This is a genomic window from Clostridium estertheticum (assembly GCF_026650985.1).
GTDB classification, from domain to species: domain Bacteria; phylum Bacillota; class Clostridia; order Clostridiales; family Clostridiaceae; genus Clostridium_AD; species Clostridium_AD estertheticum_C.
Map to the genome: position 1 here is coordinate 2,925,797 of NZ_CP086239.1, position 20,861 is coordinate 2,946,657.

General features: G+C 30.3%; 18 protein-coding genes and 1 pseudogene. 8 read left to right on the top strand and 11 right to left on the bottom strand.

Features of this window, described 5'->3' with window-relative positions:
- Nucleotides 1-166: 166 nt before the first annotated feature.
- Entirely contained in the window at nt 167-1,003 is an 837-nt protein-coding gene (locus LL038_RS13975) for a nitroreductase family protein (protein WP_216121965.1), read from the bottom strand.
- A 102-nt stretch (nt 1,004-1,105) separates the two neighbouring features.
- Entirely contained in the window at nt 1,106-1,357 is a 252-nt protein-coding gene (locus LL038_RS13980; protein WP_216121967.1) for a kinase to dihydroxyacetone kinase, read from the bottom strand.
- 691 nt (nt 1,358-2,048) lie between these two features.
- Between LL038_RS13980 and LL038_RS13985 the strand changes: the two genes are divergently transcribed.
- Nucleotides 2,049-2,897 (top strand): AraC family transcriptional regulator, encoded by an 849-nt coding sequence (locus LL038_RS13985; protein WP_216121969.1) that lies wholly within the window; start codon nt 2,049-2,051, stop codon nt 2,895-2,897.
- 62 nt (nt 2,898-2,959) lie between these two features.
- On the opposite strand, the gene LL038_RS13990 is transcribed toward LL038_RS13985, so the two are convergent.
- On the bottom strand, nt 2,960-4,342 hold the full coding sequence (locus LL038_RS13990) for an MFS transporter (protein ID WP_216121970.1): 1,383 nt from the start codon (nt 4,340-4,342) through the stop codon (nt 2,960-2,962).
- Between the two features lie 32 nt (nt 4,343-4,374).
- A complete protein-coding gene (locus LL038_RS13995) occupies nt 4,375-5,709 on the bottom strand; it encodes a glycoside hydrolase family 30 protein (RefSeq protein WP_216121972.1) in 1,335 nt (444 codons plus the stop codon).
- Between the two features lie 297 nt (nt 5,710-6,006).
- Between LL038_RS13995 and LL038_RS14000 the strand changes: the two genes are divergently transcribed.
- Complete coding sequence (locus LL038_RS14000) at nt 6,007-8,271, top strand: glycoside hydrolase family 3 C-terminal domain-containing protein (protein ID WP_216122166.1); 2,265 nt, start codon at nt 6,007-6,009, stop codon at nt 8,269-8,271.
- A gap of 266 nt (nt 8,272-8,537) precedes the next feature.
- On the opposite strand, the gene LL038_RS14005 is transcribed toward LL038_RS14000, so the two are convergent.
- The 4 genes from LL038_RS14005 to LL038_RS14015 all read right to left on the bottom strand — a co-directional run bounded on the left by LL038_RS14005 (nt 8,538) and on the right by LL038_RS14015 (nt 12,107).
- The gene (locus LL038_RS14005; RefSeq protein ID WP_216121974.1) at nt 8,538-10,472 is read right to left on the bottom strand and encodes an FAD-dependent oxidoreductase; all 1,935 of its coding nucleotides are present in this window, start codon (nt 10,470-10,472) and stop codon (nt 8,538-8,540) included.
- 169 nt (nt 10,473-10,641) lie between these two features.
- Nucleotides 10,642-11,454: a MerR family transcriptional regulator gene (locus LL038_RS14010; RefSeq protein ID WP_216121976.1), complete on the bottom strand. Its 813-nt coding sequence runs from the start codon at nt 11,452-11,454 to the stop codon at nt 10,642-10,644.
- A 44-nt stretch (nt 11,455-11,498) separates the two neighbouring features.
- Nucleotides 11,499-11,639, bottom strand: coding sequence for a plasmid pRiA4b ORF-3 family protein (locus tag LL038_RS25695; protein WP_216122168.1), 141 nt, complete (start codon nt 11,637-11,639; stop codon nt 11,499-11,501).
- Nucleotides 11,640-11,897: 258 nt separating this feature from the next.
- Entirely contained in the window at nt 11,898-12,107 is a 210-nt protein-coding gene (locus tag LL038_RS14015; RefSeq protein WP_216121978.1) for a helix-turn-helix domain-containing protein, read from the bottom strand.
- A 263-nt stretch (nt 12,108-12,370) separates the two neighbouring features.
- Here LL038_RS14015 and LL038_RS14020 point away from each other — a divergent pair, with 263 nt between their 5' ends.
- The gene (locus LL038_RS14020; RefSeq protein ID WP_216121980.1) at nt 12,371-12,520 is read left to right on the top strand and encodes a lmo0937 family membrane protein; all 150 of its coding nucleotides are present in this window, start codon (nt 12,371-12,373) and stop codon (nt 12,518-12,520) included.
- A 335-nt stretch (nt 12,521-12,855) separates the two neighbouring features.
- The gene (locus tag LL038_RS14025) at nt 12,856-13,215 is read left to right on the top strand and encodes a hypothetical protein (RefSeq protein WP_216121983.1); all 360 of its coding nucleotides are present in this window, start codon (nt 12,856-12,858) and stop codon (nt 13,213-13,215) included.
- 1,008 nt (nt 13,216-14,223) lie between these two features.
- Here LL038_RS14025 and LL038_RS14030 read toward each other — a convergent pair.
- Nucleotides 14,224-14,409 carry a hypothetical protein gene (locus LL038_RS14030; RefSeq protein ID WP_216121985.1) on the bottom strand — a complete coding sequence of 62 codons (186 nt, stop codon included), beginning with the start codon at nt 14,407-14,409 and terminating at the stop codon, nt 14,224-14,226.
- Between the two features lie 19 nt (nt 14,410-14,428).
- Nucleotides 14,429-14,695, bottom strand: a pseudogene (locus LL038_RS14035) (hypothetical protein); the annotation flags it as partial.
- Between the two features lie 632 nt (nt 14,696-15,327).
- Between LL038_RS14035 and LL038_RS14040 the strand changes: the two are divergent.
- The 4 genes from LL038_RS14040 (at nt 15,328) to LL038_RS14055 (ending at nt 19,693) form a co-directional block, all read left to right on the top strand.
- Nucleotides 15,328-17,979: a hypothetical protein gene (locus LL038_RS14040; RefSeq protein ID WP_216121987.1), complete on the top strand. Its 2,652-nt coding sequence runs from the start codon at nt 15,328-15,330 to the stop codon at nt 17,977-17,979.
- 102 nt (nt 17,980-18,081) lie between these two features.
- Nucleotides 18,082-18,276, top strand: coding sequence for a DUF4177 domain-containing protein (locus LL038_RS14045; protein ID WP_216121989.1), 195 nt, complete (start codon nt 18,082-18,084; stop codon nt 18,274-18,276).
- A gap of 345 nt (nt 18,277-18,621) precedes the next feature.
- Entirely contained in the window at nt 18,622-19,086 is a 465-nt protein-coding gene (locus tag LL038_RS14050) for a pyridoxamine 5'-phosphate oxidase family protein (RefSeq protein WP_216121991.1), read from the top strand.
- A gap of 199 nt (nt 19,087-19,285) precedes the next feature.
- Entirely contained in the window at nt 19,286-19,693 is a 408-nt protein-coding gene (locus LL038_RS14055; RefSeq protein WP_216121992.1) for a hypothetical protein, read from the top strand.
- A 315-nt stretch (nt 19,694-20,008) separates the two neighbouring features.
- Here the strand turns inward: LL038_RS14055 and LL038_RS14060 are convergent, their stop codons facing one another.
- Nucleotides 20,009-20,713 carry a 4Fe-4S binding protein gene (locus LL038_RS14060; protein ID WP_216121993.1) on the bottom strand — a complete coding sequence of 235 codons (705 nt, stop codon included), beginning with the start codon at nt 20,711-20,713 and terminating at the stop codon, nt 20,009-20,011.
- Between the last annotated feature and the right edge of the window lie 148 nt (nt 20,714-20,861).

The window sequence follows — 20,861 nt, forward strand, 5'->3', positions numbered from 1 at the left end:
AGAAGATATGAATGGAGACTAAGTTTAAAATTAAATATGTATATATATTAAAAAGGAATTCATTTTATTGAATTCCCTTTTTGTTGTTAAAAATTTCAAAAACAGCTTATGCTCGATTTACACTTAACCAATAACCACTCTATCCACGATATGGTGATAAAAAATATTATTTAGACCAGCTGCAACAGTATTCCCAGTTATTTGGTGTACTTATATTTTTTATTTCTAACCACGTGCCTTTTAAGCCAAGTTCATTTGCAGATAACTCAAAATGGCATTTAGCTATACCAATGTCGTTTTTTTGCATGTCATAACCAGCTACTCCATAACCTTTTGTTCTGCAAATGTAAAAGTGATATGCATTTTCATCCTTTATAATTCTCCAAGGTTGTTTGTTTGAAGCAGAAGGTCCAAGTCTTACCATCTCTAATGGAACAGCATATTGACCTACGCTCTCTTCACTTAGTGGTACTAAACTATCTTTTTCAAAAAACAATTCACTCCATGGTTTTCGTTTATTAGCACCAATAACTGTTCTCATAACTGATTCAAAAACTCTAGGCTTTTCTTTTTTTATTCCCACGGGAGAAACTATAGGTATGAATTCATTATCAACTAAACTCATATTTTCTTCAAAACTCCCCTTATTAAAAGTTCCACCGAGCCAACATGTTTGAAGACCCAAATCCGTTGCGAAGAGAATAATTTTTTCGAATAAATACCCAAATTCAAGTGCATTTTTTTCATCTTTTTCAAATATTCCAATAATAAATGAATTAGCACCTGATATAACTCCATATGTCCCTAATTTTTTTGCTTTACCAGAATCATTATCATTACTTTGTATAACTATAACCCTAGCACTTAATTTTGTTTCTTCATTACTCTTTTTAATATAATCTTTTAGTTTTTTAAGGGTTAAACTTTCAATATTTTTTTGATCAAATGATCTACTCGATGTCCTCATCTTTATAAGTTCAATAACTGACTTTTGAAATTCCATACTTGCTCCTTTTAAGTTATCATTGAGTTTGGGCTTAGATATACCACTAAACTGCCAAATTTCAATTCTAGACTTCTTTTATTTTTAAAAGTTTATATACCTTTAGCCTTTGAGACCCATGGTTTGACGTTCCATGTTTTCTACAACAATATCATAAATTTCTCCCAAAGAAGTACAATACTCAAGCACCTTCCATGGTGTATTGGTGTGAAAATGAATTTTAATTAATTCATCGTCACCAACAGCAAGCAAACAATCACCTTCAAAATTATTTGTAATATATTCGTTTATTTTATCTTCAGAAAGATTATGTCCTTCGATTAATAATTGTGTATCAAATTTGTATTCAATCATATTACACTCCCCTTTGTTGTTTCTATTCTATAAATTATTATTTATCTGCGAAGCATATGGAAATTGCTTTTCAAAAACTTTTTTATCATATTAAATTGCTACTCTGAAGTAATATATTTGCTTAATATAGTGTCATCTAATTTAATAGCATTATACCATATTTTTCTTTTAATTTTATATTTATCAATATTTATTATTAATTAAAAATAAGTCTTTACAAATATCGATTACCATGTTATTATTAGCTCATAAACAAAGAAGCATAATTAACTGTTAACCTTCATTAGATAAAGTAAAATAATCGCTAATAGAAAGGGGATAGTCCAATGTACCAAATTAAATCTTCAGAGTTTTTAGAGGGTAGTAAAAGTTTATAAATAAGAGGTCTTTATGATATGTGATAAGACAAAGAAAAATAATTTATATTAAAATACATTACTATACTCTACTTAGTTTAAAATTAAATATGTATATATATTTAAAATGGAATTCATTTATTGAATTCCATTTTTGTTGTTAAAAATTATAAAGGCAGCTTATGCTAAGTAGAAAATAGTTTATGATAAACCTCTTCAATGAAATATCGTTAAATTTAATGGTACTTCAATAATTAAAATTATTCTTGTAGGTAAATTATTACTGTGATATAATTCAGACAATATATATAATAAATTCAATAATAGGTGATTATATGGATTTTGAACATGAAACGATAAATAGTAATAAGGATATTAGTGTTAAATTTCAGTATTTCGAAGATAATGGAAGTGAGATCTCAAAACACTGGCATCGTAGTCTTGAAATTATATACCTTATAACCGGAAAACTTGAAGTAAATATAAACGGTGTGGATTATAGTTTAAATGAAAACGATATAATAGTTATAAATACATTAGAAATCCATTCAACAATATGTAAATATGGCAATACAGCTGTAGTACTACAAGTACCTTATCAGTTTTGCGAAAATTATATTGATAATATATCTACAACAAAATTCATTTGTAACCCAACCATTACTGATGAAAAAAAAATACTTTCCATAAATGATCTAAAAGAAATTTTGTTTAGTTTTTATAACATTTACAATAAAAAAGAACTTGGTTATATACTTAAAATTAACAGTTTAATCTTTAATTTATTATTTATTTTAGTAAATAAATTAAGTATAAAAGATAAAAAATTTGATACCAATAAAAGTGATAAGTATTTATCTAGATTAGATCTAATTATAGAGCATGTAGAAAATCATTATTCAGAATATATAACACTTAATTCTGCTGCACATGAACTTTATTTAAGTCCAGAATATTTTTCTCGGTTTTTTAAAAAATATATTGGAACAACTTTTTTAAAATACTTAAACAATATTCGTCTAGAACATGCTTACATAGAGCTTGTTAATACAGATACGAATATTGCTCAAATTATTGAACGCAATGGTTTTACAAATTATAAAACGTTCATGAAATTATTCAGGGCTAAATATAACTGCTCACCTAATGAAAAACGTAAACAGATTAGAAATAACAATAATTAACTTATTAAATTTAAAAACTGTACCTTAACTAAAGTTAAGGTACAGTTTTTTTAAATAATTTTTTAATTTGAATTACCTCTAGCCCTTAATTCTTGTAATATACTAGGATATTCCTTATCTAGTTTATATAGAAACAGTATTGCTATTTGAATAACTGTTAGTATCATAGGTAAATATATATATAGTGATTTAATAGCCAATATACTTGAGGCAGTTTGTACAGTAGCTCCCCCTACATATCCGCCTGCTGCCAATATCCAACCTATAATAGCTGCCCCCAGTCCTCCACCAACTTTAAATCCAAAACTTGATGCACTATTAATTAAGCCCTCTGTTCTTATTCCTGTTTTCCATTCTCCATATTCTATAGTATCAGATACCATTGCAAACATACATGCTGCTATTCCTGCTCCACCAATCCCTTTAATGATATTTCCTAAAAGAAGCAATTGCACATTTGTTCCAGATAAAGCCATTATTGCATATGCAAAGATTGTGATTACAGAGCCTGCTATCATAATATTTCTTTTACCATGTTTCTTAATGAATCCAGCTATTAAAAACATAGTTACGATTTGTGCTAAATTCATTGCTGTAGACAATATTCCAACAAGATTTTTATCTCCTAAAATTGTTTGAGCATAGTAAACAGTAGCCCCTCCATTTATGGTCATAATAATAAATATGAGTACTAATGCACTTGTTATAATAGCCCAATACTTATTGTTAAAAAGCGCTTTGACTCCATCTTTTATAGGTATATTAGTTTCCAACTGTTTCTTATTTGCAGGTTTTACTCTTTCCTTTGTTCCTAAAAAAGTAAATAAGAATAAAAATACAGCTACAAGTCCAAATACTGCAAAAGTTAAAGACCATGCTCTAGGATTATTTCCAAATAGTTTAACCATTGGTAATGTCAATAAAGCAATTCCCATTGATCCTACTGTTGCTAACACCATTCTAAATATACTAAGAACTGAACGTTCATATTGATCCTGTGTGATTAGTGCATTTAATGTTGCATATGGCACGTTAATTGATGTGTAAATTATAGTAGATACCAAATTGTAAGTTATAAAAATATATACAAGCTTGGCATTATTACCAAAACTCATAGGTACTGAAAACAGTAGCACTGCTCCTATTGCAAAAGGGATAGCCATTCTGAGTATCCAGGGTCTTGCTTTTCCATATTTTGATTTAGTTCTGTCTACTATAACTCCCATTGTTAAATCAGCTATACAATCTAAAAACCGTGATATTAACATTATAGTTCCAACTGCCGCTGCGCCTACCCCAATTACATTTGTATAATAAAATAGTAAAAACGTTGATATACCAGAATATACGATATTGTTTGCTAAATCTCCACATCCAAAAGCTAATCTTTCTACAAAACCAACTGATAAACTTTTACTTTTATAATTTACACTTTCTTTTAACATAATAATCCCCCTTAATACTAATTAAATAATTACTAAATTGACACACAAAATGTATTGATAGAATGTTGTTTTATAACTGTAGAGAAACTTTCTCCATCACATTTAAATGTGAACTCACGATCTGTATCCATAGCATTTCCAACAATAACTACCAAGTCGCCATTGGGATTCTCAAATACTACAGAGTTTGAGGTCCAATGTCCTTTTGTTACTACTTTTTTTGCTCCCTTTTTAATAAAGTGTGAAAAATGCTTCATAACATAGTATTCGGGTTGATATATAACTTTTTTAGTTTCTGCATCGATTGTTATCAATGAATTTTGCTTCCATCCCCAAGTACTCACCCCTCCTTCTGGTAACACCATGTTCCAATATACATAACTCTCTACTCCATGTTGAAAAAATTGCCAAAATAGTCCATAAACGTACTCTGCATGCTCCCAGGTATTATTACCATCTCCACACTCATTTTCTGTTTGCATAAATCTTAGTTCTGGATAACTCAATTCAGCTTGTTCAATTACATGTTTACCGCCCCATTGAAAACCTACACCAGATATATATTTTCGAGCTTCTTTATCTGCTAATACTGTATTAACGAACTGATCATAAAATTCAGAAAATGGTGCACAACCCTCAAGCATAAAATCAAAGAAAGGTCCATTAATTGTTCCTAACCATAATTCAGTATTCATTCCCTTTTTTTTCATTAGTGGTCCTAAATAATGCTTAATGAAATCTCTAAGTTCTTTTCCTGTCCATATACATGAAGGAAATTTCTGATCCGCAACGGGTTCATTTTGAACATGAACTTGTTCCACTTTTATGCCCTCGTTTTGATAACTTTCCAAATATTTTATAAAGTAATTAGCATAGGCTTTAAGGTTCTTTTCTTCCCAAATTAGTTTTCCAAAATTATATGCACGCTTTGTTTTCATCCATGTTGGAGGACTCCAAGGTGATGCGAATAAAGCCATTTCTGGACTTCTTTTTATTGCTTCCTTAAGATAAGGTAAAAGATATTCTTTATCTCTTGTAATTGAAAAATTCTTCAATTCATAATCACCTGGAGTTTCATCATAACTATGCCATTCTAAAGCATAATCACTAGCCCCCATTGGTAATCTACCCACATTAAATGCACATCCACTTTCATTAAATAAATCATCCAAAATATTGTTTCTAACGTCGTTATTTAAATTTTTTAATATTTCCCAGCCAGCTTCATTGAAACACCCTCCAAAGCCTTTAACAACTTGTTTTCGCTCATGAGTGACTTCTAACGTATCCTCATATTGATCATTTCCTGTTACTCCCTCTTTCCACAAATCTACACCATTACTGTATATGTGTTTAACCTTTTTCATCCTCTTCACCCTTTCAATGTTTAATATCATCGATTTGTTAACCTTTACATTTACATTATATAAGCATAACGCTCTTCTTTTAAGTAGCTTTATTGACTAAATAATGGTATCTTATTGACTTGTTATATAAAACACATTTTTGTAGTATACAATAAGTGGACGTACACATTTGTTGTAAAAACATTTGTGATATTACATATATAACGAATGTATTAAAAAATGAATTGGGTTACAGTGGCTTTTTCATTAAGGGTAAAAATAATTTAATTAAATAAAATTATGGAGGATATCATGAAAATAACTAGAGATATTAAAAGTATAATTTCACAGATGACTTTGGAAGAAAAAGCTGGGTTATGTTCCGGGCTGGATTTTTGGCATACTAAATCCGTGTTGAGACTTGGGATACCATCAATAATGGTAACAGATGGACCACATGGCCTTAGGAAACAAAGTGGTGAGTCTGATCATCTAGGATTAAATTGCAGTGTTCCAGCTACATGTTTCCCCTCAGGTGCAACTTTAGCCGCCTCTTGGGATAGGAGTCTTATTGAAAAAGTAGGCATAGCATTGGGTGAAGAATGTCAAGCTGAAGATGTCTCAATACTCCTTGGACCAGCAGCTAATATAAAGCGTTCTCCATTATGTGGACGAAACTTTGAATACTTTTCAGAAGATCCATATTTATCATCACAAATGGCTGCAAGTCATATTAAAGGAGTTCAAAGTCAAGGGGTAGGTACGTCACTAAAACATTTTGCAGTAAATAACCAGGAACATAGAAGATTATCCATAAATGCAATCATAGACGAAAGAACCTTAAGAGAGATATATTTATCTAGTTTTGAATCTGCTGTTAAACAATCTAAGCCTTGGACAGTAATGTGCGCATATAATAAAATAAACGGGAACTATTGTTCAGAAAATGAATATCTCTTGACTTCAATTTTGAAGAAAGAATGGGGCCATGAAGGTTTTATAATGTCAGATTGGGGGGCTGTAAATGAAAGAGTAGACGGCCTTAAGGCAGGTTTAGAACTTGAGATGCCATCAAGTAATGGACTTGGTGATAGAAAAATAGTTGAAGCCGTTAGAAATAAAAGCTTATCAGAAGATGTTTTAGATAAGGCTGTTGAGAGAAGTTTAGGAATAATATTTAAGGCTGTAGATAACAAAAAAGAAAATTATATATTTGATAAAGAGGAACATCATAAATTAGCTCGACAAGTTGCCCGTGAATGTATGGTGTTACTAAAAAATGAAGAAAATATATTACCGCTTAAAAAAGAAGGGAATATTGCAATTATAGGTGCTTTTGCTAAAAAACCAAGATATCAAGGGGGAGGAAGCTCTCACATAAATCCAACTAAGCTGGACAATGTATTAGAGAAAATAAAAGAATCTGCAGGCACTAATTGCAACATTTCCTATTCGGAGGGTTTTAGTTTAATAAGTGATGATATTTATGAAAATTTAGTTGATCAGGCAAAGAGTGCAGCATCCCAATCACAGGTCGTAGTTATATTTGCAGGGCTACCAGATAGATATGAATCTGAAGGTTATGATAGGACTCATATGAGAATACCTGAAAATCAAATCAATTTAATACATGAAATTGCAAAGGTGCAAAAGAATATTGTAGTTGTATTAAGCAATGGATCACCTATAGAAATGCCGTGGATAAGTAATGCTCGTGGAGTTTTAGAAGGATACATAGGTGGACAGGCCGCTGGAGGAGCTATAGCAGATTTATTGTTTGGAAGCTTTAGTCCTTGTGGTAAACTTGCTGAAACCTTCCCCCAAAAATTGAGTGATAATCCGTCATATCTTAATTTCCCTGGTGAGGGCGACGTTGTAGAGTATAAAGAAGGATTATTTGTAGGATATAGGTACTATGACAAAAAAGATTTACAAACTTTATTCCCTTTTGGACATGGGCTTAGTTATACTAGTTTTGAGTATTCGGATATTAGTATAGATAAAAAAGAGATGTTTGATAATGAAACTTTAAACATAAAGGTTAAAATTAAAAATACAGGAAAGATAACTGGAAAAGAAATAGTTCAGTTATATATAAAGGATGTAGAAAGTACTGTAATAAGACCAGAAAAGGAACTTAGAGCCTTTGAAAAAATCGAGCTTAATCCTGGACAAGAAAAGATTATAACTTTTATTTTAGGCAAGAGAGCTTTTGCATATTATAATGTAGAAATTAAAGATTGGCATGTAGATAGTGGAGCCTTTGAGCTATTAGTAGGCGCTTCATCAAATGATATAAAAATTAAAGAAGTGATAAATGTTAAATCAACAGTGGTTATTAAAAAGAAATTTAGCAGAAATTCAACCCTTGGGGATATAATGAATGATCCAAACGGTAAAAAAACAGCCGAAAGTTTAATGAAAGATATTTTTGGGGAAGAAAATGAATCAGAGGACGATCTTGGAACGAATATGAGAACTATGTTTAAGGATTTTGTTTTACGTTCTATGATTACTTTTTCTGGAGGGAAATTCACCCAAGAGATGATGGAGCTGCTTATTGAAAAGTTAAATGAAAATTAGGTAAGATAGCGTCTACTCTCACAGTTAATCCCACGTTTAACATACCTATTTTTAAAGAGAGGTAAAATCGCCTCGCTAGTAAATAATTTTTTATTCATTGTATTTACAACCTTTCTAATTTTATTGTACAAAAAAAGATCCAATATGAATAGACTTTTTCCCGTGTCTATCATATAGGATCCATTTTATATCTCAAAAATTCCTTTCAAAATATCTCAATGCAATTTACAACGATATTCTTAAATCTTAATTCTTAATTCAGACGCCTATACTACTAGTCCTGCTGCATAACCATCTTTTGTAGCATGAAGTGCACTGGCCGCTTTTATAGCACCACCAATTACATGAACTTCACCGCTATATTTCTTCGCAACTTCTTCCAACGGATTATAGGATTTATAACCAAAAGCTGAAATAACCACTTGTGCTGGTAAAGTGCTCTTTTCTCCGGTAGCATTCGTGTAAACAACACCTTCTGCATTGATTTCATTTACAGTTGCTTCTGTTAAAACTTTTACATTGGATTCATGCAGATACCCTGTAAGACATATTTTTGTCATTATCATCATGTCATTTAAGATGTCTTTCTTCATTTCAACAATCGTAATGTCTCTGATTGTCTGAGAAAGGAAATGTGCGGTTTCGCCGCCTACTTCGCCGCCTCCGCATACAACTACCGAATCTGCTTTGACATCACAATTTCCTAATAATACATCTTCCGCAGTTACAACTTTATCCAAATCAATTCCTTTGATGTTCGGTGTAAAAGATACGGCTCCGGTAGCAATGATTATTGAATCTGGCTTTTCATTTTGAATCAATTCTTCTGTCACTTCAGTATTTAAATGAATCGGAACATTTAAATCCTTTAATACTTTACGCACAGAAGAGACAAAGGTTGCTAATTCACCTTTACCGAGCGGATATGCTGCTGATTTGAACTGACCACCCAAGTCATTCTTCTTTTCAAAAACGGTTACATTATGTCCTCGCATTGCTGCCGTATACGCTGCCGTTAATCCGCCGGGACCTGCTCCGATGACCATTACTTTCTTAGCTTTTTCCACTTTTTTCATATCGTTTTCATACTCACATCCAACGCGTGGATTGATTAAACATGTAATGCTTTCTCCTTTTAATAGCTTATCCTCACATCCTTGAAGGCATCCAATACAGTAATGAATACTATCGAACTTGCCGGCTTTGGCTTTTTCTGGGAGATGAGGATCTGCTAGAGAACCACGTCCCATACCAATGAAATCAGCTTTACCCATCTTAAGAAGCGTATCCGCCATCTTAGGATCGTTGATACGGTTTGTAACAATGACAGGAACATTCACCAATTTCTTAACTTGTTCGGATACCTCCATGTTTAATGCATGCTTTGTATACATTGGTGCAATTATTTGGTCAATTGGGGCCGATGCATACATACCGTTAGAAACATGAATTGCATCAAATCCGATTTCTTCACAATGGCGAGCCAATTCAAAGCTCTCAGCTTCTGTTCTTCCTCCAAGTAAGTATTCATTTCCTGAAATTCTAACAATTACAGGAAAATCTTTTCCTACTTTTTTTCTAACCGCTTCGATTATTTCGTCTAAAAATCTCGCACGATTGTCAAAGCAACCACCATATTCATCGACCCTTTTATTCGTAAAATGAGACAAAAATTCAGATATCAAGTATCCATGTGCTGCATGAATTTCTATACCATCAAAACCGGCTTCTTTAACTCTGCGTGCTGTTTCACCAAAATCTTTTACAATGCTTTTTATATCTTCAACCGTCATTTCCTTCGGTGCTTCCTGACAGATTGGATCTTTGATAGCAGAAGGTGCTAGCGGTGTTACATTACCATTTACCAGTTTTGTCGACTGTCTTCCCGGATGATAAAGCTGGCAAAACAGTTTAGATCCATATTTATGAATTGTTTCTGTCAGTTTCTTGTTTCCCTCAATTTGTTCATCGTTGTAAAGCCCCGGAATCATTTCATATCCCTTCCCATTTACATTAACCGCATAGTCTTCTGTAATTATAAGACCCCATCCACCTTTTGCCTTCTCCTCTATATACTTTATAAATCGTTCTGTAACCATCCCTTCTTTTGTACAAAAGTTCGTTACCATTGCAGGAACAACCAAGCGATTTGGTACTGTGCATTCTGCAATATTCATTGACTTAAACAATTCTGTTATCATCTTTTTTCCCTCCATATAACTTTAGCATATTTACAATTTCATTTTAATGGATGAAAGCATTTCATTGTCAAGTCGCAAAATGTGGCTAATTTTTTATTTTATTTGTTAATTTTTAGGCTTATTTTCACATATATTAACCGATTTTATGGATACACTAATTATTAAACCTTTATCCTGTTTCAAGGTTTTTCTCGATAGGCACATGAAGTTCTATCAATCTTGAAAATACATCTTTTTCCATGCCCCTGCCTATTAAAAGAGCTGATAACGTTCCTTCTTGACAGTATCCTTTCTTCCCCATATAATCTAAGGCATCTTCATAAAAATTTTCATTAAAAGCTCCGATTGCTCCAAGGTTTACATTTGTACACAGACAGTATTCTTCAGGAATGCAAAACATATCCCCTTTTTTTAACATATTTAGTTTATCAAAATATCGTTTTTCAAATGATATGACCCAGATTTCTTTTCCATCTTTGTACTCAAAATAGACATCATAGAACGGTATGTTGACATTTGAAAACAAGATCTTACTCATTTCTTCCGGCAAACAAATCTTTTCATAGTTGTCACCTTCTCCGGTAACAACATTAAAAACATATCTTTCCGGTATTCGTTTCACCCAATAATTACCCAAATTATAGCGCCCCATTTTATTACGCTCGGTTACTTGGCAAATTCGTTCCAATAAAAGCGTCTTATAATCGATGTCCTTAATAAGTTCATTCTGATAGTTTACAAGGTAGTCTATAATCTGAGCATAATAGTTTTCTTCTTTTAACCCTCTAATATTCTTAATATTAATATTCCAACCTTGATACTGAATCGCTTCCATCAAGAAAAAAATATCCATAACATCGTATGAACGATAATTGTTTGCCTCTTTCCGCTTTGGGCATATCATGCCTTTTTTCTCATAGTACCGAATCATTTCTCTCGAAACATTAAGTATCTCAGAAACTTCTTTAATGTTATATTCCATTCTCTTACCTCATCTCATGTCTCAATATTATTTTATCTATTAATTTATAGTATTTCGCATTGATCAATCGATTCATAAACCTCTTCAGATTCACTAATAGTATTTAAGACACATTTACCTGACGCATCAAAAATATTAAATTGGTGCAGATGATGGTTTTTCCAATCAAAAGCGATTTGAAGTATTTTATGAAGTTAGTTAAATGTAATATTTATAGGAGCAATAATCCTTCTCCACATAACTTCGGGATATAATTTAAGCTTGACCATTAATTCAACTGCCTCACATCTAAAAATTTCTTCACTAGCAAATATTTTAAGATCCTTATGATTAGACAAAGAAAAATAACTTATATTAAAATAAATTACTATACTCTACTTAGTTTAAAATTAAATATGTATATATATTAAAAGGGAATTCATTTTATTGAATCCCCTTTTCTATTAATGATTTGTATCTACCTCTAATAATTTATCTGGATGTGTTTTTAGTGCATCCGCTAAGTTTTCCACGGTTTTTAATGTAGGGCTTTGTTTATCTGTTTCTAACTCGCTAATATGGCTTTGTGATAAATTTGATAAATATGCCAATCTCTTTTGGGTCATACATTTGAGTTTCCTCACTGCTTTCAGTTTAAATTTAAATTTATACATATCCTACAATTCTCCTTAATTATTGGAATAAAATAAAACCATTATCTTAATACATTTGTCGTATTATGTCGCAAATGATAGCTTATAACGTTAATTAGTCATGCTATAATTATAACATTCTGTTTGTATATTTTCTATGGCAATATCCTGATGGCCCAATGCAATTCTGTGTAACAAATTAATCCAATAAGAAGATAATTTAATATTTTATTAGATTTTGAGATTGAAATGCTTAAAATATTATTTACAAGGAGGTGATATATATGGGACTTTTAAGAACGATAGTAGGAATAATGATAATTTTATGGTTATTGGGATTTGTACTTAATATTGGTGGGGGCATGATACACACGTTGCTTGTCATCGCTGTAATTATATTTATTTTTGATTTTGTTGGTGGAAGAAGACGCTAGAAAGTCTAGGTGATAAAAAATCGCAGTAAATTACTAAGTTAATAATCTGTTTTTCAAATAACAAAGCACAGGTAAGCTATTACCTGTGTTTTGTTATTTACTTAAATGGAGAAAACCATGTATCTCGATTTATGATACAAGATTAAAGGAGTCTAAAACGAAATAAGTAATTTATAAGTAATTATGTTTAATATTTGAATCATCATCTATAAATGATATATAATTAAATATGGACACAATTAAACCATAATAAGTTTAAAAAGGTTATTTATATTAGTTGAAACTTTTTAACACACCTTTACGTCTAATATATAAAAGAGGGAGACTAAACGTTTATGAAAAAATCTATAAGAATTATACCTTTAATATTAATGTTGATTATTTTAAGTGCAATGGTTGGTTGCGGAAATAAAGATAGTTCAGCCATTAAGACAAAGGATGTTAGAGAAATTGTATGGACACAACTCTCAAAATCAGAACAAAATGAAATTGTTGGAACTTGGAAAGATGGAAAGATAGAAAAGAATTTGACTGAGAAAGATATTTCTGAATTTCAACCTAAAGATAGTGGCGCTATAGCAAAGGAAGTCTATTCAGTTACTTTCAAATCAAAGAATGAACCTACCCTTGGAAATGTAAAGAAGCTAGTGAATATCAAAAGTAACACGATTGTCGGGACCGTTATAAGAAAATAAAGTTTAGTTTTTATAATATCTGAATAAGGAGATACGCTTTAACAAAGCTATAAGTTAATGTTTAAATTGAGTTAAAATTAATATTAACATTTTAAGGAGGAGATTTATTCCTCCTTATTTTTTACGCATCAATTAAATTATCTTAAATATATTATATCTTACTCCATTAGCTATTTTAAATGAAAAAACTAATAAAAGTTGTAGCAGCTATTATTGAAAATGATAATAATGAAATTTTATATGCAATGTTAATTTGCTACTAATTACCGTTCTGTTACAATTTGTTACCTCCTCTTGTAATTATCGCAAACCCTTAAGATATCTACATTGAAACATAAAAAAATATATATATTACAAAAAAACAAAAACACCTTATTAATATAAGTATAAAAATTGTCTTTATAAATAATTTTTGAAATTTAAAACTCTACAATAGTGAATACCCCCCCATGATAAATTTGTAATCCAATAAGTAACTCACTTATAAAGCCTTATAAATCAATGAACTAAGCTAATTACATAATACAGTGTCATCTAATTTAATGGTATTATACCATATTTATCTTTTAATTTTACATTTATCAATATTTATTATTAATTAAAAATAAGTCTTTACAAATACCAATTACCGTGTTATTATTAGTTCATAAACAAAGAAGCATAATTAACTGTTAACCTTCATTAGATAAAGTAAAATAATCGCTAATAGAAAGGGGATAGTCCATTGCACAAAATTAAATCTTCAGAGTTTTTAGAGGGTAGTAAAAGTTTATAAATAAGAGGTCTTTATGATATGTGATAAGACAAAGAAAAATAACTTATATTAAAATAAATTACTATACTCTACTTAGTTTAAAATTAAATATGTATATATATTAAAAGGGAATTCATTTTATTGAATTCCCTTTTTGTTGTTAAAAATTATAGTAACTTGTAACCGAAAAGGTATAGCAAAATTGATTTTGCTATACCTTTTTTATTAATATAAAATGCCTAAAGAAATTATTTTCAGTTAAATAATTCCTTATTAATACTTTCTACTTCTTCCATTGTTAGTTCAGTACTTTCTACAACTATATCTATAGATACCCCTTTGCGTAAAAGCTTCTTTGCTATTTCTACAGCCTTTTTCATTTCGCCTTCTTCTCTACCTTCTTCCTTATAGTGCAATTTTCTAATGTCATCTATTGTCATTTTAAATGCACCCCCTCAAACTTTGTACCTCTACGTGAATAAATAATATCTTACTTCCTTTATTTTTTAATCTCACTTTTATTATTTTATCCGATATTATATTTTCTGTACTATCCTTATCAAATATATCCTTTTGAATTTCTTTTAAATCTTTATCTAATGATTCTGTTCCAAGTTCCCAATTTATTTTATTAAATATTTCTGGGAAAAGCAATTCTACTATTTCTACTTCAAATGCTTCCAATATGGATTTCCATGCCGCATCAAAATCATGTTTTTTTGTCAAAACTATTCACTTCCTTGTAATTCTATAATTCACTGATTAATTTAATTATATCATATTAATTTTTCATTTACACTACTCTTATTACAGTAAAATGATACCGTGAATGCATTCCTTATTATATAATTTTTTTCTTCTTAGTAACAAAAGAATTCAGAAGCACTATAAATCACTCTACCATTACAATTTATTTCAATTTATTACCACCTCTTGTAATCATCTCGATCCCTTAAGATATCTAGATTAAACTATAACTATATATATATATTACAAAAAAACAAAAACACCTTATTATATAAATGCAAAAATTGTCTTTACGATTTAAATCTGAACTTTTAAAACTCTACACTAGTGGATACCCACCCTGATAAATTTGTAATTCAATAAGTAAATCACTTATAAAGCCTTATAAATCAATGAGCTAAGCTAATTACATATCTCATATTTATTTACAATATTACTATTTTTAAAAATAATTAGTAATAATTTTTTATTTTTTTGTAAATATCCCTCACAAGAGCATATATATTTACTGAAAGTGTAATGCATTCACAATTCTTGTTATTTTCCAGGGATTTATTCTAGAGATAATGCTTAGTGATCTAAGCCGCACAAAAGTAATTAGGGGGTTATTTATGATTAGCAAAATTACGCAAAGATGTATTAGTGAGATACAGGATCATTTAAAAGATTACGTAATGGAACATAGCAACAAAAATAAAAACAGAAAATTTACCTGTTTTAATAAAAGTGCACATAACAATAAGGATGAGGATCCAAGTGCAGCCATTGTGCCAGGAAGTCATGGAAGGTATTGGATTTGTTTTAGTTGTGGAGCTAAAGGTGATATTTTGAGTGCAGCCCAGTATAACGAGGGCATAGATGGATTCCACAATGGGATGAAATTTTTAAGTGCAAAATATAATGTTGAGATTGAAACCGATGACCCTAAGCCTTCTACAAAACGTGACTTTCAGACGAAACAAAGTTTTAATTATCAAAAAAAGATTACAGCTAATTATTATTATGAAGATGAACTTGGAAATATATTATATAAGATTTGTAGAAGAGAGTGGATGGATAATGGCAAAAGAAAGAAGGATTTCATGGCTTATGCTAAAGATAATAGTAGTTGGAGCTTTGGAATAAAGACTGCGAGACATGTTATTTATAGGCTACCAAAGGTTTTAGAGGGCATTAAAAATGATAAAACTATTTTCTTTGTAGAAGGAGAAAAATGCGTGGATGAGATTTTCAAATTAGGACAAGTTGGAACTACAACCGCTTTTGGAGCTAGAGGGTTTTCAGCTTATAGTACAGATTATGTTGCTTCTTTAAAGGGAGCTAATATAGTAATTTTGCCTGATAATGATGAAAGTGGCAAAGCTTATGCAAATGATGTTCTAAGTGTTATAAAGAATGTAGTCAAATCTATAAAAATAATAGAACTTCCAGGTCTAAAACCTAAAGAAGATATTGTAGATTGGATGGGAAATGGAGGTACTCTAGACGATTTAATAACTTTGGTTAATAAAACAGGTGAAACAGTAGAAAACGCCTCCGTGCAGAATAAACCTATAGGAAATATTTATGAAGATGAATTTTGTTACTATAAATATTATAAAAAACAGATAATTAATATCTCTAATTTTATTATTGATCCAAAATATTATATTGAAAATGAAGGTGATACTCATATTATAGGTCATATTGTTACCCAGGAAGGTGTTATAGGCGAGAAGACATTTAAAACCTCCGATTTTGATGATGTATTATCTTTTAGAAGAGCACTAAACAGCTTTAAGACTTTTTATATAGGAAGGGTTGAGGACCTCCAATATATAAGATTTATTATTTCAAGTAAAACTAGTGATATAAGGAAGGGCGTTACCTACAGTGGTTTTCATAAAATTAACAATCAGTGGTGCTTCGTGACTGAGCATGGTGCCTTAAATTCTGCTGGAGTCGCCACTTTAGATATAGCTATGCAAAATCAATATGCAGAGCTTAATACTAACATTCTAAAGAATGATGTTATTACAAAAGAAGAGCTTTTAGAAGTTGCACCATATTTATTTAAATTTAGTATTCTTAAAAATACTGCTGCCATATTAGGTTATGTATGTGGTTTGTTTCTGAAAGAAAAGCTTAAACGGAGTAGAATTCAATATAACCATCTTTTAATAGAAGGTGAAAGTAGTAGTGGTAAAAGTAGCGCTGTAAAATATATTATTACACCTATATTGTGCATGGAAGACGGAATATTAAATGCTGCGCAGTGTACAGACTTTGCCTTAAACAAAACCGCCAGTAGCAGTAATTTTATACCTCTTATTTTAGAAGAGTACAAGCCTCATATAATAGGCAAAAATAAAGTGGATTTAATATCAGGAGTTATGAGAAATTCCTATGATAACTACAAAGGAATAAAAGGAGTAGCCACCCTAGATAAAAATAGAAGTTTTATTCCCAGGGCTTCAGTTATTTTATCTGGAGAAGTAGGTATTGAGGAAACGGCTAATGTGGGAAGAAGCCTTAGAGTTATATTTGCGACTTCCTATTTTGATGAGGTAACCAAAGAAAGTCTAGAAAAATTAAAGGGAAATTCTATTTTACTTAATAAACTCGGAGCGAGTCTTTTGAAGGAGGGCCTAAAAATGGAAGAGAAAAAAATCAAAGAAGTTCATAGTTCAATTTTTGAAAAAGCGATTGGTAATGATATTAAAAATGACAGAGTTAAAAACTCTCTAGCTAACTGTATGATTGGTATAGCTTTACTTAAGAAGGTATTTGATGATTTAGATTTGAATATGGAGGAGTGCACAGGTTTTACTATGAAAGAAATTATTTCATCAATAGAAAGAGGGGCTTATGAGGACTTGTTAGATGGAGGAACATCGAATAAAACAGTTATAGAACAAAATTTCGAAACCATGAATCGTATGGCAGCTAATAATGAACTTTTAAGAAATATCGACTATGATGCAGTTCTTGATTTAGATGGAGATTTTGTGCTTCGCCTTAATTATACATGCTTTTACGATAGGTTTGTGAAATACTGTAGAGAGCATAATGTAACTCATGAAGTGTTGCCACTGACTAGTTTCAAAAAACAATTAAGTAATATGCAATATTGTAAATGCTACAATAAGCCTGTGAATTTTTCAGTGAGACAAGAAAATCCAAAGAATAAAAGGACTTTTAGGTGTGCAGTGGTTTATATTAATAAACTTCGCGCGAAGAATGTTGATGTAGATTTTATAGCAGATGATAACATGATAGAATAGTTATATAAATAAGCTGTATAATTAAATTAGAAAACAATTTTACAATATTGAGTTTAGGTTTTGTATTAACTAAAATAAAATATGTGAATTGAGGTGAATGTTTTGGAGAAGTGGGAATATACCAGTATTAAAGTTGAATCAAAAGGGTTTATGGGCGGGATACTAGATACAAGTCATTTTGATAGTGAACTTAATAGCTTTGGAGAACAAGGTTGGGAATTAGTGTCGTGTTTCTCAACTACTCAAGATGGTGGAAAATGTAGAGAAATTGTCGCAGTCTTTAAACGAAGGAAATAAGTATGCTTACAAGACATTAATGTTTATTTCTAAATGTTCATAAGGGATGCCATATGGCCTCTCTTGTTTCATTTATATTACCTTCCTAATTATTTTTAAGCAAATCCATAAAATCCCCTGGGGGTCATGAACAAGTTGTAATATTAACAAGCCCATAGTAATATGAAGAAAAATAATTTACCAAGTTTTACAAATAAAAAATGATTATTCATATAAAAGCATGCTATAATTACTATTAATTAAGACGACATCGTAAAATAATGCGTACATGTTTGAAAAATTTATAATTGAAAGGAGCATTATGAAAATTAAATGGCATTGTATTCTCAATAAGGAGTGATTATTATGTTTAGAGAAATGCGAAGAAAAGATAGAGAACTCAAAAATGATGAGGTTATTGAAATCTTAAAAAATAATAGTTGCGGTATTCTATCAACTATAAGTGAAAATGGTTATCCTTATGGTGTACCAATAAGTTATATTTTTTCTAATGATTCAATATATTTTCATGGTGCTATTAAAGGACATAAATTAGATAATATATTAAATAACGATAAAGTATCTTTTTGCGTAGTTGGAAAAACTTGTGTTTTACCTGACGAGTTTAGTACAAAATATGAGAGTATAATTGTATTTGGAAGAGCAAGTGAAGTTTTTGATGATGAAAAAAATATGGCTCTTTTAGAAACGTTAAGTAAGTATTCGCCAGATTTTATTGAACAAGGAAAAGAGTATATTAAGAGGGCAAGTAAAGCAACTAGGGTAATAAAAATTTGTATAGAACATAGTTCAGGAAAAGCAAAGAGATAGTTAATGTTAGTTTATAATACATGAAGTTTTATAATATTCTTATACTACGTCATAACTGAATACACGATTTTCCATAAACCATTACATTTATATGTTAAATGTAATGGTTTATATAGATTATTAAGCAATTAAGTTTTTGAATATATCATTTTTGTGGTACTATCTTATAAAAAACATAGCACTTGAAAGGATTAAATTTATGGAGAAACAGCAACAAAATTGGCACCCTATCAGTATGCTACCTATGATGTCTACAATGATATCTGGTCAACTAGAAGAAGCTAAAAATCAATATGAAAATCTTTTGAAGGCGCAATCTAAACCATATGTTTTGAATGATGAAATAGTAGAAAGTGTTATTAAAGTATTTTCAGAGCAATTAGATTTCATATGTTTATATGAGAATCAAATATCCAAATGGCATAATGAAGGAACCTTAACAACTACACTTGAAACGAACCTTTCTAAATCTCAAGTGCAGCTCCAAGAACTTAGTAAAGTTATAACTAATATTTTAGCTCTAGCAGCTGAACTTAAAAATGGAACTATAGAAAAGGTAATGGGAAAAAGTGATCTGGAACTTGGAATGGAATTCTTTAAAAAATAATATCAGTAATATACAACTGAGATAATTTTAATACGTTAAAAAGGACACCTGAGCATTACCTTATCAATTACCACTTATGGTAAAAGCCTTAGGACCATACATAATAAAGCTCGCGTTTTCATTAAAAATTGAAACTGAAATTTTTAAGGAATAGGCAATAGACCCAAAGTGAAAGTAACTCAATTACTATTGTGTTACTTTAAGAATATCAATACGCGCTTAATAAAGTAAACCCATATCTAATTATGTTCGCATTTACTTATGATACGGTTCACTGTATCGGTTATAACTTAAACCATTTATTATTATACAACCTTACTTTTTCCATTTCCTTTTCAACACATCACATTTGCATACATTTAAACATTCACCACATTGGATACATTCCTTCGTATTCCAATTATTAGTTTTCACCATATCAGCTACCTCAATACCCATCAAACAGTTGTTAGTACACTTTTTGCACTGAGTACATTTTTCACTTTTGCATGTTATTTTCAAAGAAGGTAATTTTAAAAGCCTTCCAATATTCATTCCAATATAATTAAATATATACATAGGACAGATATATTGGCACCAAGTTCTTTTACCTAACACTATTGTTATTAAAACAATAGATATAGTTATTATATAATACCGAATTAAGTCATGAAAGCTAGATACTGAAACCTTAGTATCTACCATATGATAAGGTAATATTACTTTTTGGAAACCATGCATTATTAGTGGCGCTATTATTAATGTTAAAAAAACACCTCCTGTTAACCATTTTAAATTAGGTAATTTATGTTTTGGCTTAGTAGTAGGAACTAATTCTTGTAATGCACCAAATGGACATATATAACTACACCATGATCCTCCAAAGAATATTGCAGACAAAATCATTAATAGAAATATAATATGCATAATTGTAAATGTTTTTTCAAAACTTGCCTGTACTATCAAAACCGGTGCAAAGTAGTTCAATGTAATTGGCAATAAAATAAAAGATAAAAAACTAATGCTCTTTCTTAAATTCATATAATAGCTCCCTTGTATTTTATTTTTTAATCATATAAGCATGTACCTTCGTAAATAATTAAAGCATCAAAAAAAACAAGAGTCTATAGGTAAAACCCCCCTTAATTTCGTAAAAAATAAGAATAGGGAATACTCCCTATCCTTAATA